We start from the raw sequence: 13513 nt of genomic DNA, 5'->3' as shown, positions 1-13513 counted from the left end.
TTAGGGGCTTACGCCCACGATACGCATAACGATCTCAGAGTCGATATGCCGGGCAAAGGTTTGTGCCAGGAACTCTCTGTCGATCGCATGGGCAGCAAACTCTTTTAGATAAGGAAAGATACCGAGCAGTGGCACGTTGAGATATTCTCTGAGTAGCTCGGGATTTGTCTTAACGGCCGGATCTGTTGCGCCATCAGTATCGTTGAGAATCACCCCGCCTACCGAAATGCCCATAGACCGCAACAGCAAAGTTGTCAAAAGTGTATGGTTGATGGTGCCGAGACCAAGCCGTGACACAATAATTGCAGGAATATCCCAGGCCTTGATCAGGTCGGCAAAAAAGAAACCCCTTTTGATGGGAACAAGAACCCCGCCTGCGCCTTCGACAATGAGGACGTCGTGGCGGTTTGCGAGATTGTCAAATTGCCTTGTCAGCACGTCAATGTCAATCACGGTATCTTCCAGCCTCGCCGCTATTTCAGGCGCCAGGGGCGCTTCGAAGGTGTAGGGGTTTATATCGAGGATGGTGTCGGCGCTACCCGAAGCTTTCTTGAGTAATGAGGCGTCTCGCATAGTCTGGCTACTGTCCGTCTTAGGAACGCCGCTCTCGAAAGGCTTCATGACCCCCACATCGAGATGCTCCTCGAGGGATAAGAACGCTGCAAGGCTTGCAGATACGACCGTTTTGCCAATGCCCGTGTCAGTCCCTGTTACGAAGATTGCCTTTATCACTATTTTACGACAGAGGCGACCAGTATGGCGATGCCTATCAACATACAGGCGCAGATAATGGCCAGGGCGATATTGTTCTCTTCGGCGACCTTCTTTTCAAAATCCGTTGTGAATATTGCCCCGATTATCTTTACCGAGACAAGAACGATGATCATATACACGGCAGAGTATACGAACATCTCCACAACATTTCCAAAAACCTTCGTCATAACAACTCCTTAGTTCGTCAAGTAATAGACGAGATTATCGAGCGCGGAGGTAAAGAAAAGGTTTCTCAGCTTCACGTTTTCAGGTGTGCGTACCGGTGCCGGAGAGAGATTCAAAATTCCTTTCACATTTGCAGCTACCAATTGGTCGGCAACCTTTTGTGCCTCCTGAGGGGGTGTGGTGATAATGCCTATCTCGATGTTTCTCGCTTTCACCACTTCATTGAGCATGTCTATATGAAGTATCTCGATGGGCCTGCCAACCCTTTCGGAGATACGCCCGATAACCCTTTCCGGGACGATGTCGAAGGCGGCTACGATTTTGTAGTTCTGTTTCAAAAAGTCTTTGTAAACGAGCAGGGCGCTTCCCATATTCCCGACACCGACCACCGCGATGCGCCATTCGCGGTTGATGCCGAGAATCTCTCTAATATGCCTCTTCAGTTCTTTGACATTATAGCCCATTCCTCTGATGCCGAACTCCCCGAAATAAGCGAAGTCTTTTCTTACCTGCGCCGCGTTCACGTTGCATATGTTGGCGATATGGGCGCTTGAGGCGACCTTTTCATTTTTTGTCTCGAGGTCGGCAAGGCATTTCAGATAATTTGAAAGCCTCCGTATCGTTGCTTCCGGAATCTTTGCGTATTTTGCCATTTTTTCTACCTTTTTGCCTAAATTTCCCTTTTGTTTCCTATATGTATCAGTTCCGGATGGTTTTTGCAAGAGAAAAATTTATCAAGCTCCCCTGAGCATACTGCGGTAGCCAGGTTTTACGGCGCTTTGGCCATGCTTCAGGCGTGAACCAAGGCAGACGAGACAAATAGGAGGAGTCTCTTTATTCGAGGGTTCTAAGTTCCTCGATGACGCTGAGAATCTGGCTTTTTGTCCCGGTACGGAAGGCTTTGTCGCGCAATGGCTTGGTGCCTCTCAATCCCCGGGTATACCAGATGAAGAACTTGTGAAAAATGCCGATGCCGCGCTCTTCGCCGTGATGTTGAATAACAAGATCAAGGTGCCTCACGATCGTGGCGATACGTTCATCCATGGTGGGCTTTACGGGCGGGCTCCCGTTTTGCATGAAGGATAGGGCATCCCTGAATATCCACGGATTTCCAAGACATCCCCTGGCCACTAGTACCCCATCGCAACCCGTCTCGTCAAACATCTTCTTGATGGCGGCTGTCGACGTGTTGTCACCGCTTGCTATGACGGGAATCCTGAGGGCATCCTTGACTTCTCTTATGCGCCGGTAGTCGACGGCTCCGCTATAACCCTGGTCTTTTGTCCTTCCATGTATGAAGAGTGCGCTGATGCCGGCATCCTCGGCATAAAGGGCGACCTCCCTGGCATTGACCGACGATGCATCCCACCCGGTCCTGATCTTAACGGTTACCGGGAGTTTGGACGCGTCGACGATTGCCCTGAGCATGCCGTGTAGGGTCCGGGGTTCTTTGAGGAGCGCGGCGCCTTTACCTTTCCGGATTACTTTGGGTGTGGGGCAGGCAGCGTTGAAGTCGATGAGGTCGAACTCTCCTTCGGCAAGAACTTCGATGGCCTTCATCAGGTACTTCTCGTGGGCGCCGAGAAGCTGCACCCCAAGCGGCCTATCTTCGACCGTGGACGCGAGCATTTTTCGGGTCCTCTTGTCCCGATGGCTTAATGCCCTTGCATCGATCATTTCTGTGAAGGCGAGAGGCGCCCCAAAGGAACGATTGATCAGACGAAAGGGAAGGTCACTCACCCCGCTTAAAGGAGCGAGCATCACGGGGTAGTCGAGTTCAATACCACCAATCTTAAGCACAGTCTCATTCTACCCGTTGGCGCGCAGTGTGTCAAACATACCCCTCAACATAACCTCGTGGGAGAGAAAAGCAGCCGGTCAAAAAGAGACGGTCAAGCCGCACTTGCCTGTGCGTTTCAAATATGTTTTTCTAATGAACAGGTGACTTCACGATAACCAATTTGCGGAGATGACATATGGTATATACTGAGTCTGTAGTCGCGATCATCAAGAAGCGTTTCTCCTGTCGCAGCTATGTCGAAGAAGCCTTACAACCACACGAGAGGGACCTCCTCGCTGAACTCTTGTCTCAATCAACCACAGGACCGCTGGGAACGCGAACGCGGTTTGCGTTGGCAGCGGCCACCGGAGAGGACTGGAGCACGCTCAAAGGCCTCGGGACATACGGGTTTATCAGGGGCGCCGCCGGTTTTATCATTGGCGCCGTGGGCCCCGGCGGGAAGAACATGGAGGATTATGGATACCTGATGGAACGGGCCGTTCTCTTCGCTACCGACATGGGGCTCGGCACATGCTGGTTGGGAGGCACCTTCAGTAAAAGCGGTTTTTCCCGAAAGATTTCTCCTGAGCCGGATGAGCTTATACCGGCTGTGGTGGCGGTAGGCCATATGGCGAACAGGCGACGCTGGTTCGATTCCTTCATCCGTCGGCGGGCGGGGTCTGATAACCGTCTGCCCTGGGCTGCCGTCTTTTTCGACGAGGATTTTCAGACGCCTTTATCACAAGAGGAGGCGGGCGCGTACGCTACGCCGCTGGAAATGGTGCGCCTGGGACCGTCGGCCTCAAATAAACAACCCTGGAGGATTATAAAAAAGGGTCGTGTGTGGCACTTCTATGTGCAGCGATCCAAGGGCTACGGCTATCGGAACATGGCGCTTATGCGTCTCGCCGATTTGCAGCGCCTTGACCTCGGTATCGCCATGTGTCACTTCGAGCTTTCTGTCCTTGAGACGGGCATGTCCGGAGTGTGGTCAGTCCTCGAACCGGGGATCGAGAAACCCGACAACCTGACCGAGTATGTCGTAAGCTGGAATGCGCAAATATGAAGGCGTGCGCGGTGCAAGGCTGGGCGAACTTTTCGTTTTACATTTTACGATTTTCATTTTACATTTAAACAAAATTAGCAAGCAGGGAGTGATGCGTGCCAAAGAAAAAGGCCCTGTCGTTTTTCGGTATCATAAAAGCGCTCTTCAAAAAATATCATAGAGACCATGGCAATATCATGGTTTCATCGATCTCCTTTTACGTACTCCTTACCTTTATACCCTTTACACTCTTTTCCATTTGCGTCGTGGGCTACATAGTGGATCTCAAGAATCCTGCCAGGCAGCTTGAGACATTCGTGCGAAGCGCCATTCCCGCGCCCTATGATACGGTCATCGTAAAGAAAATTCTCAGCGAACTGAATATCATCTCTGTGACAAAGAGGCTCTCCGGTCCTCTTGGCCTGGCCTTCCTTTTCTTCTTTACCACGAGGCTTTTTGCCGTTATTCGCCCCTCATTTCATCTCATATTCGGTCAAAAAACAAAGAGTTTTCTCAAGAGGAAATGGGAGGAGATGCTCATGACACTCCTGTTCACCGCACTTCAGACTTTCCTCTTTTTCGGTTTTGTCGGCTCGGTCATGCTCCAGGCAAAGTTTGTGAAAGCCCTGGGGGGGATTATGACGAGAACGCCGATAGTCCATCTTTTTTCGTTCTTCGTCACCTGTGTTGTTTTTACATTCTTCTACCTGCTCTATTACTTCCTCACGCCCGTACGGGACAAGAAACTGTTGCTCATGTCTACCATCCCCGGCGTGGTCCTCTGGTATGGAGGTAAGTACTTTTTCAAATATTTCATTCTCACCCTTGGAAAGTATACCGCTTTTTTTGGCGCCTACGGCGCCTTTATCGCGTTCCTTCTCTGGGTCTATTTTTCGGCTTTTGTTTTTGTGGTCTGTGCCGAACTGCTCTCGGTTCTGTCCGACTCGCATAATCATGAACGCCCGGCCGGGTACGGATTTTCCGGTAAATAGATATATTCGCGCTTGAGGTAGAAAGAGGCGGACGGACGCGAAACTATTCGTGCGCTTCGGCCCAGTTACGTCCTTTGCCCAGGGAAACCTTGAGGGGCACTTTAAGGGCGACAACCTGTTCCATTTCGCTTTTGACAAGTTCTTCCATTACGCCTATTTCACCATCAGGCACTTCGAAGAGTAGTTCGTCATGAATTGAAAGGATAAGCCGCGATGACAGTCCTTGTTGTTCTATTTTGTCTACGGTATTGATCATGGCCATTTTGATGATGTCAGCCGCGGTTCCCTGTATCGGCATATTCATGGCGGCTCTCTCTCCCAGCTGCCGCACGGCCTGATCCGGATTATTAATCTCAGGTATGAAACGTATCCTTCCGAAAAGGGTCCTTACGAATCCATCGGCGCGGCATTGCTCGACGATCCCTTCCATGTATTCTTTCACGGCCTTGTGCCGTTCAAAGTAATTCTCGATGTATTGCTGCGCCTCCTTCTGTGAAATGCCGAGTTCCTTTGACAGTCCGAAAGCGCTCATTCCGTAAATGATGCCGAAATTAATCACCTTGGCCGTTCGCCGCATGTCCTGGGTAACGTTGTCTTTGCTTGCGCCGAAGATGTTCTGAGCCACGGTCGAATGGATATCCTGATCTTGCAGGAATGTGTCGATCAGGACAGGGTCGCCCGTGATGTGGGCCAGTACCCTGAGCTCGATCTGGGAATAGTCGGAGGAAATGAGGACTGAGCCTTCGGGAGCGGCGAAGGCCTGGCGAATCTTTACCCCGTCTTCTCCCCGAATGGGGATATTCTGCAGATTCGGGTCCGAACTTGAAAGCCTTCCCGTCGACACCGCCATCTGGTTGTACGTTGTGTGTATTCTACCCGTACGAGGATTGATGAGTGTGGGCAGGACATCAATATAGGTGTTCTTTAATTTCGTCAGGGTGCGGTATTCAAGAATCTTTGCGGGGAGAGGGTGCTCGAGAGAAAGCGACTCAAGTACCTCCGTGTCCGTGGAGAAACCCGTTTTGGTCTTCTTGACAGGCGTGAGCTTGAGCGAATCGAAGAGGACCCGCGATAGCTGCTGCGGAGAATTGATATTGAACGGTTCCCCGGAAAAGGCATAAATCTCTTTGATAATCCCCGTGAGTCTTCTGTCGAAATCCTGTGACAATCCCGCCAGTATCTTCCGGTCTACTTTGACTCCGCAGTGTTCCATACGTGCCAGCACATCGATCAAGGGCATTTCGATGTTGGAGAAAAGGCTCGTGAGATCCAGAGATTCCATAGCCCTGATGAGAGTATCCTTGAGATCGAACAGGTAGGGCACGCATTCAGTGAGGGTGGATTGTCCTCCATGCAATGCGAGCGCTATATCGAGATGTTCTTCGAGGATAGCGCCGATCCCGTAGTCCTTTCGCATGGGGTTTGTAAGATAGGAGGCGAGCATGGTATCGAAGATCTGCACTCTTCCGGGTTCCCAATGCGCGATTTTAGATTCGACATTCTGCTCGTTTATCATCGCGGCGAGAAGCGGTTTCAGGTTGTGAGTAACGATCTCTTCTGCGCGGGAGAGAACATACAGGAACTCTCTTTTATCCTGTGAAGAGAAAGTGCCTTCCCCGTCGGACGCGGCGAAGGCCTGAAGCTCAAACGCTGCAGCGTTCTTGCCGTGAAAAGACGCGAGTATTGCCACGCGTTTCGTATCCAATTGCTCGAGCTCCTTGTTGGGCCATTGTCTCCGGGTAGTGTTCTCCCCTTTGATTTCCCTATAGAGAGAAGTGAATTCCAGCTCCCTGTATATCTTTCTTAAGGCCTGTGGATCTTCCTCTTTTGCCATGAGGTCTTCGATGCCGGCATCTATCGGCACATCACACTTGATCGTGGCGAGCGTTTTGCTCATCTCGCCCAGTGGTCTTCCCTGGAGGAGTTTCTCTCTCACTGCCGGTTTCTTGATTTCACCAATGTTCAAGTAAATGTCATCGAAGGAGCCCATGGCGGCGACAAGCTCACGGGCGGTTTTTTCCCCGATACCCGGCACCCCCGGGATATTATCGGAGGTGTCCCCCGCCAGAGCGAGGTAGTCGATCACATGAGCAGGTTTCACCCCGAGCTTATCGAGCACTTCCTTTTCGCCTATCAACCGGTTCTTCATGGTGTCGTAGATAAGGACCCTGTCTGAGACAAGCTGCATCATATCTTTGTCGCTCGTCACGATGTAAGTGGCTATGTCATGATGGGCATTCACGTGCTCGACCACGGTGCCGATGATGTCGTCGGCCTCAAAACCCTCTTTTTCGATAACGGGTAGACCCATAGCCTGCATGATCTTTTTGACGTAGGGTATCTGCGTGGCAAGATTCCCGGGCATGGGCGGCCGCTGCGCTTTATATTCCTTGGAGATTGCCTCGCGAAAAGAAGGCGCTTTTGAATCAAAGATGATGACGAGTATGTCGGGGTTTTCCTCGCTTCTTAGTTTCTTGATCATGCTGATGAAGGCGTAGATTGCGTTGGTGGGCATGCCGCGGGAATTGGAGAGATGCGGCGTGGCATAGAAGGCCCTGTAGAGATAAGAATTACCATCAACGAGAAATACCCTCTTCCGTATGATATGATCGGGGATCTGAGACACGATGTCAGATTGCGGGGTCTGTCCTTCGGAGATATTACTCATGTGTGTCTGCTCTCGTAAGTATTATGTGAGTGGTTTCATTCATTCAAACGGCCTGTGGAAACATCACACCGGAAAAAACGTCTTGATCTTGAATGTTTTCTTCTCGGGGAACTTGTATAATTTGATCGAGAAGGTCTTTTCAAGGCGTGATATGAATTCGTTGATCTGATCGACGGTCCCCATGGTAATAGTAAACCACAGGTTTAGCTCGCCGTCGCGCTCGTAACAGTGCGTCACGCCCGGCTCCCTGTTGATCACTGCCGCGACTTCTTCGATTGCGTCGGGATCGATTCGGGCTGCGCAGAGCAGGCTCTTATAACCGAGTTTCTTGCTTTCCAGTACGAGGCCGACCCTCCGGATATATCCTTCTTGTTTTAACCTTTTGATTCTTTTCAGTGCCTCTTGAGGGCTTATGCCTGTCCGATTTCCGATCGCTTCGAAGGGTTTTTCCGTGAGAGGAAATTCGTCCTGGATCATGTTGAGTATGGCCCGGTCTGTTGCGTCCATCTCAGATGAATTGTTCAAAACGTTCTTTGCCTGCTTTGCAGATGGGACACACTTGAGGCGGCTCTTCTCTGGCGCATAAATAGCCGCAGACCCTGCATCGCCACACGGGATAGGTAAGACCGTCGAGGCGTATGCGTGCCCCGGCGGGCCTGGTTGCGGCCCGTTTTTCCGGCGGTAATCTCCTTTCGGGTACGACAGACAACTTTTTTTCGCCTTTTGCCACTGCTTCTGAAACATAGAGGGCGCAGTAGCAGGCCCCAAACTCTGCGATGTCCGGGTCGCGGTAGTCGCAGGGGCAGACGATGTCGAGGTCTTTGTCCCTGTTTTCAGCGGCGAGTCTGCAGGGGCATGAGCCGTATCCGTAACGTTTCTCGTTCACGATGAGGCCGGCGATGAGCGCCTTGGTGAATTCCGTATCGGGGTTGAGATGGTAACCCGATGCTGAAGCTTGCCTGGTGAGCCTCTCGTAGTAGAGATCAATCTGCCGGAGAAGTTCGCTCTCTTCGTTGCTCATAGACCCAGCACCCCCTTGATTTTTGCCTCATCGTACCCGACGATGCATTGCTTGTCGTTGACCACGAGGGTGGGGAAAGAGCATTGCGGGTTGAAACGTTTGATCTCGGTCAGGGCCGCTTCTCTGTCCTCCTCGGAGGCCGCATCGACTTCCACGAAATCGTAGCCCACGCCGAGGCTGTCGAGAAAGGCCTTGGTTTTTTTGCACCAGATGCAGGTGCTTAAGGTATAGATGAGCAGGTTTCCCTTGTCAGTACCTTCAACGTGGTTTACTTTCATATGGTCCTCCTTTCGGGTTGTGCTGCGCGAGCGGACACCGGTTGTTTCAAGAGATTCTATCATAGAAGCCGGCAGGGTGAAATACAAATTTGGGCGGAGGCAAGTCTCTTCATTGTTCCGTCAATTGGATATAGGCGCGGTCGGCAGGTTTTTGCGAGCCCGTGTGACTTTGTGTTTGGACCACGGCTTGTTCGGGAAAGCGCCTATGCGCGTTCTGCCGCGCCTTGCGCCTTCAGGCGTTTACCACCCACGTGTCAGTCTGGTCGCTCTTCAATCCGGTATCAACGCGTGGGTACCCGGCAAACCTATTCTCAGGATGCGAGCCCGGTCTTCGGCCAGCAAGTCGCGTCAGCCCATCGCATATTCATCTTTCCACTCCAAGCCGTGGTCCATTTCACACCGAAATTTTCAGTAGAGGCCGAAAATTTCGGTATCGTCGCGGAATATACAATTCGTTTTCAGCTACGCTAAGAACCCTGATTATCGAGTTTGTTCGCGGTGCTATGAGGTACTAGCTAGTTCGCAGGATGCCGCCGTTATTTAGCCGGATGAGGCAAACCGAGGAGGCGAAGGGGCTGGCTTCCTTTAATTTACTTGTATATTACTAACCAGACGGTGATGTACTCCAAATTCTCCGAAAGGCGCATTGTTGAACAAGCCGTGGTCCGAGTACAAGACATAACATTTCCGTTCTTTGTGACTACGGACTCGACCGCTTACAGCATCTTTACCTGTGAGAGGGGTCTGACGGCCATGACCTCGGGGTTAAGAAGACGGGGAGGGGTCTCTCCCTTGAGCACCGAGATCAGATTGAGCGCTGCCGTCTCGGCCATCTTTGTCCGCGCTTCAACCGTCGCGCTGCCAATATGGGGAACCAGGACAACATTTTCCAGATCAAGAAGTGGATTGTCATCTGCCACGGGCTCCCGCTCGTATACGTCGAGGGCCGCTCCCGCTATCCATTTCTCTTGAAGTGCCCTCACGAGAGCGGCCTCGTCCACGGTCGCCCCCCTGGACGCGTTAATCAAGATGGCGGACGGTTTCATGAGCTTCAAGCGCTCCTCGTTGATCAGATGGCGCGTCATTTCAGTGACGGGTACGTGCACACTTACGAAATCGGATTCTTTGAGAAGATCGTTGAGAGATTTGAAGCTCACGCCCAATCTATTCTCCTCTTCTATACTCATGCGCACAGGATCCGTATAGAGGATGCGCATATTGAAGCCTTTTGCGCGCGTCATCATGGCCTTGCCGATCTTTCCCATACCGATGATGCCGAGCGTACTCTCCCACACAGCCTTGCCCAAATGGAAGAGCGGCGACCACGATATCTTCCATTTTCGCTGGCGCATGAACTGATCACCCTCGGGTACACGGCGCGCAGCGGCGAGAAGGAGCGAGAAGGCAAGGTCAGCCGTGGCGTCGGTCAGGGCGTCCGGTGCGTAGCCCACATATATACCCTTTGCCGTGGCGTACGCTACATCGATGTGCTCAAAGCCGGCGCTCATGGTGGAGATGACCTTGAGGTTCGGTGCGCTATCTATCGCCTCTTTATCGACGTGATCGGCTACGAGGCAGAGAATGCCGTCTTTGTCGGCTAAATTCTTGAGAAACTCCTCCCGTCCGGGGGATTCTTCGCCTTCGTGGAAAACCACGTCGCAAGAATCGGCGATCGAGTCGATCGCGGGAAAGGGTAATTTCCTGGTTATGTAAATTCTCGGTGTCATCGCTTTTCTTAACATTTCACAGTTAATTTGAAATTGCAACAGGAATTCATACGTTCCAACGGCCCGAGGTATATAGTCTTCGTACGTCGTCATCCCGGGATGGGTTTCACATTACACACGGAAATCATGTCTAAAACTATTTTGAAGCATGGATCTTCCTGAATCCGCTGAAAGAAGTAATATGGAGTCGCAGAATATCGGGGCAGAGCAGCCATTCTATGCGAATGGATCTAATCGCCCAAGATCGTTAATTAGACTGGTTCGATGCGGGCTCTCCTCTCCTTATTGTATGGAGGTGATATTATGGTGTCATCATCACATTGGCGGATTTCTCCACCTCTGTTCCACAAATGTATTCATCTTTTCTCGTCGGGCCATCCGGAAGTCTGAATTTCAGGAGGTAGGGAATCCATAGCTGCAAATATAGCACGAATCCGCCCATTTTCTATTTGGAACAATTCAGTCAAGTATAACCATCTAAAAGGCACGCCATTCTGGGTGGCCCCCGGTACCCGCTTAAATATGACCGTCGCCACCACGATTCCGGCTTCTTCATCGGCGATGGAATAGCGACGATTTATGACAGCTTCTGTTAACTCCATCATTTTCGGAAAACCTGAATTGCATTGACTGTTTGCAAAATATGATGCCGTAACTCCATCTCCTCCCTTTGCTAACGAGGCGTTCACTGGTCCCGTACTGCCAAGGGGATGTCCAGGCGTAGCGCCGACCATCCACGTTCCATTTTCAACGCGATAGCATCCTGGTTGCGCGAGCACAATATTCCCGTCGTGGCCCTGTATCCCGCTGAAATAACTATCAGCCGCGGCAATCATACTTTCGCGTGATGAACGATGTTCAGGACCTGCCGGATCTTTTGGGGGAGGAAACCTTACAATTCCCTGGGGTCTGAAAACTGTTGCACCTTTCCGTGCAATAGTCCATTCTGCTTCACTAATTTTCTGTCCTTCGATCTTTAGCCGCACGGATACCAATGCCGTATTACCGTTTTCATCGATAAGTCCGAAATAGCCAACATTCTTGCTAACCGGATCCGCGTATCGACGCTGCATCTCACCCAAGGCAGTTGCTGTCATCCACATACCCGTACCCGGCTTAACGTCAACTGCGTTTTCCGTAGAACGGTAGTTTGGAGCAAGTGGCGCTTTGGACGGGTCGTGCTTGCAGACTGCGTCCAGGTAATGGTTCATAATTCCAATAAGACAATTGCGGTCACAGATGTCCGCTGCAGATGTGACACATGGTGTTGCTACACACAAGAAAATTACGATGCCTAGTGCCAATCCTAATTGACGCATGACTATCTACCTCCTCTGCATTATGGTAGTTCAAACTAGCGACAGAATACTATTATTCCAGATGAGCGGGCTACTTCCCGTATTTAAATGCGTCATACACATTGACCTGATCTCGGGGCCTGCCAGATTGATTTCATCGAAGATTTCCATGGCGAAATCTTTTCATGATGACTTTCTGGCGCATAAATAACCCTGTAGACCCGTTGCTTGCTATTTGGGAAGAAGCTATTTGTATCTATCACCCTATAATGAATAGTCGAGCCATCTTCAGACACCTGAACATGGTATGCTCCATCGGGCTTCCCGTTGAGGTAGATTTCGTTGCCTTTGACCTCCACGCCGTCCGGAACCTTTGTCACCTCCCCGGTCGTAGCACAGCCGAGAAAAAATGCCAAGGATAGCAATATGGTCAACCCTTTCGTCATTCCTCACTCATTTGTAACAAGAGTATCTAACCAAATTGGTTTTGACACATATTATTATTTCGGGACCGTAAGTGTCAAGGGCATCGTGTTCGGGCTCGTAACCGACTTAAGGTTAGAAATCCTGTACGTTGAGCAAACCGGGCAGATTAAGGACTACAGTCGAAAACAAATATCCTCTTGCTCGCCTGCTCGGGAAGATTCGTCTATGATGCCATCCGAAAGGATAGAGAAAATAGGATGTAACTACCAAATATCATATGGAAAAGCAGAATGTATTACGTATAGCACCTACGAGTCTTGCACTACGCATATTATTAAGGACTGCGGATTGCGGTTTGAAACGCAGCATGCCAACAAAATCAGCGGCCATTGCAGGACGTCACTGGATTACCTTGTTAGGCAAATCATAACCGCTTCGCGAAGAGCACCTCACCCCCTTCCCAAATATGGTTGTTCTCGGGGTAACTGAATGAGCTCCAGAATATTGATATCGGGCGGCTGGCAGGCCATATACACGGCGGTGCTGGCGATTTCTTCGTAAGACATCATGACCCTGGGATTGCGGGGGCTGCCGTCCCGTTCTCGGTCTCCAGTAACGCCGGGGTGCAAACACCCGCAGGTGATGCCGAACTCCCGTCCTTCCAAAGCTGTGGTGTGAGTCAAACCAACCAGGCCAAACTTGGCGCTATTGTAAGGTGCGGTAAACGGACGGACACGCTGGGCCGAGATGCTGCCGATGTTGATGATTCGTCCGCCTCCCTGTTTCTTCATGATACGCATGGCCTCCCGTGTGCAGATAAAGGCTGCTCGGAGTTCAATGTTTATCACCCAGTCCCAGGTCTCGGTGGACATTCGATCAATCGGTTCATTAACAAAAACACCTGCATTGTTGACTAAGATATCCAGTTTTCCAAAACGTTCCAGAGTTTCTTGAAATAAGACCACGATCTGCTGTTCACTGGTAACATCGGTTGGCACTACTTCAGCCATCACCCCATATTGAAGGATATGATTCCGGGTCGCTTCCAGGTCAGACATGCTACGGGCTGCCAGTACCAGGTTGGCTCCTTGTTGCGATAGACCAATCGATATAGCGCGGCCAATTCCCCGGCTGGCGCCGGTAACCAGGGCGACCTTACCTTCCAAGGGCTTCATGAATCACCTCCTGCACTTTAGAAAAAGATTCGCCAGGATTGCCTGACTTTTCCATATGATATCTTTGCTTCGTAAGAAAGGCAATGATCACTGTTAGGAGTGTAGCACTCTGGAACACAAGCAGGACTAAGGAGTACAGGAAGAAGCTGACAGAAATTACCACC

Annotated in this window: 14 protein-coding genes; 2 read left to right on the top strand and 12 right to left on the bottom strand. The window is 50.9% G+C overall.

Features of this window, described 5'->3' with window-relative positions:
• From bioD to dusB, 4 genes are all read right to left on the bottom strand, one after another.
• The gene (gene bioD, locus VMT62_18010; protein HVN98327.1) at window positions 1-732 is read right to left on the bottom strand and encodes a dethiobiotin synthase; all 732 of its coding nucleotides are present in this window, start codon (window positions 730-732) and stop codon (window positions 1-3) included.
• Window positions 732-941 (bottom strand): DUF350 domain-containing protein, encoded by a 210-nt coding sequence (locus tag VMT62_18005; protein HVN98326.1) that lies wholly within the window; start codon window positions 939-941, stop codon window positions 732-734. The genes bioD and VMT62_18005 overlap by 1 nt, the downstream gene beginning before the upstream one ends.
• Before the next feature lie 9 nt (window positions 942-950).
• Window positions 951-1592 carry a redox-sensing transcriptional repressor Rex gene (locus VMT62_18000; GenBank protein HVN98325.1) on the bottom strand — a complete coding sequence of 214 codons (642 nt, stop codon included), beginning with the start codon at window positions 1590-1592 and terminating at the stop codon, window positions 951-953.
• Between the two features lie 181 nt (window positions 1593-1773).
• Window positions 1774-2739, bottom strand: a complete 966-nt coding sequence (gene dusB, locus VMT62_17995; GenBank protein HVN98324.1) for a tRNA dihydrouridine synthase DusB — start codon at window positions 2737-2739, stop codon at window positions 1774-1776.
• 176 nt (window positions 2740-2915) lie between these two features.
• Here dusB and VMT62_17990 point away from each other — a divergent pair, with 176 nt between their 5' ends.
• Complete coding sequence (locus VMT62_17990) at window positions 2916-3785, top strand: nitroreductase family protein (protein HVN98323.1); 870 nt, start codon at window positions 2916-2918, stop codon at window positions 3783-3785.
• Between the two features lie 95 nt (window positions 3786-3880).
• Window positions 3881-4756, top strand: coding sequence for a YihY/virulence factor BrkB family protein (locus VMT62_17985; protein ID HVN98322.1), 876 nt, complete (start codon window positions 3881-3883; stop codon window positions 4754-4756).
• A 43-nt stretch (window positions 4757-4799) separates the two neighbouring features.
• Here VMT62_17985 and polA read toward each other — a convergent pair whose 3' ends face one another.
• The 8 genes from polA to VMT62_17945 form a co-directional block, all read right to left on the bottom strand.
• Window positions 4800-7424, bottom strand: coding sequence for a DNA polymerase I (gene polA / locus VMT62_17980; protein HVN98321.1), 2625 nt, complete (start codon window positions 7422-7424; stop codon window positions 4800-4802).
• A gap of 63 nt (window positions 7425-7487) precedes the next feature.
• A complete protein-coding gene (locus tag VMT62_17975; protein ID HVN98320.1) occupies window positions 7488-7949 on the bottom strand; it encodes an Lrp/AsnC family transcriptional regulator in 462 nt (153 codons plus the stop codon).
• The gene (locus VMT62_17970) at window positions 7933-8445 is read right to left on the bottom strand and encodes a ferredoxin-thioredoxin reductase catalytic domain-containing protein (protein HVN98319.1); all 513 of its coding nucleotides are present in this window, start codon (window positions 8443-8445) and stop codon (window positions 7933-7935) included. The genes VMT62_17975 and VMT62_17970 overlap by 17 nt, the downstream gene beginning before the upstream one ends.
• A complete protein-coding gene (locus tag VMT62_17965; GenBank protein HVN98318.1) occupies window positions 8442-8723 on the bottom strand; it encodes a glutaredoxin family protein in 282 nt (93 codons plus the stop codon). The genes VMT62_17970 and VMT62_17965 overlap by 4 nt, the downstream gene beginning before the upstream one ends.
• A 716-nt stretch (window positions 8724-9439) precedes the next feature.
• Window positions 9440-10450, bottom strand: coding sequence for a D-glycerate dehydrogenase (locus VMT62_17960; GenBank protein HVN98317.1), 1011 nt, complete (start codon window positions 10448-10450; stop codon window positions 9440-9442).
• 356 nt (window positions 10451-10806) lie between these two features.
• Window positions 10807-11769 (bottom strand): hypothetical protein, encoded by a 963-nt coding sequence (locus VMT62_17955; protein HVN98316.1) that lies wholly within the window; start codon window positions 11767-11769, stop codon window positions 10807-10809.
• Between the two features lie 92 nt (window positions 11770-11861).
• The gene (locus tag VMT62_17950) at window positions 11862-12194 is read right to left on the bottom strand and encodes a hypothetical protein (protein ID HVN98315.1); all 333 of its coding nucleotides are present in this window, start codon (window positions 12192-12194) and stop codon (window positions 11862-11864) included.
• Window positions 12195-12623: 429 nt separating this feature from the next.
• Window positions 12624-13349 carry an SDR family oxidoreductase gene (locus VMT62_17945; protein ID HVN98314.1) on the bottom strand — a complete coding sequence of 242 codons (726 nt, stop codon included), beginning with the start codon at window positions 13347-13349 and terminating at the stop codon, window positions 12624-12626.
• Window positions 13350-13513: the final 164 nt, after the last annotated feature.

Source organism: Syntrophorhabdaceae bacterium (genome assembly GCA_035541755.1).
Taxonomy (GTDB): Bacteria; Desulfobacterota; Syntrophorhabdia; order Syntrophorhabdales; family Syntrophorhabdaceae; genus PNOF01.
This window is presented reverse-complemented; position numbering and strand designations above follow the sequence as displayed.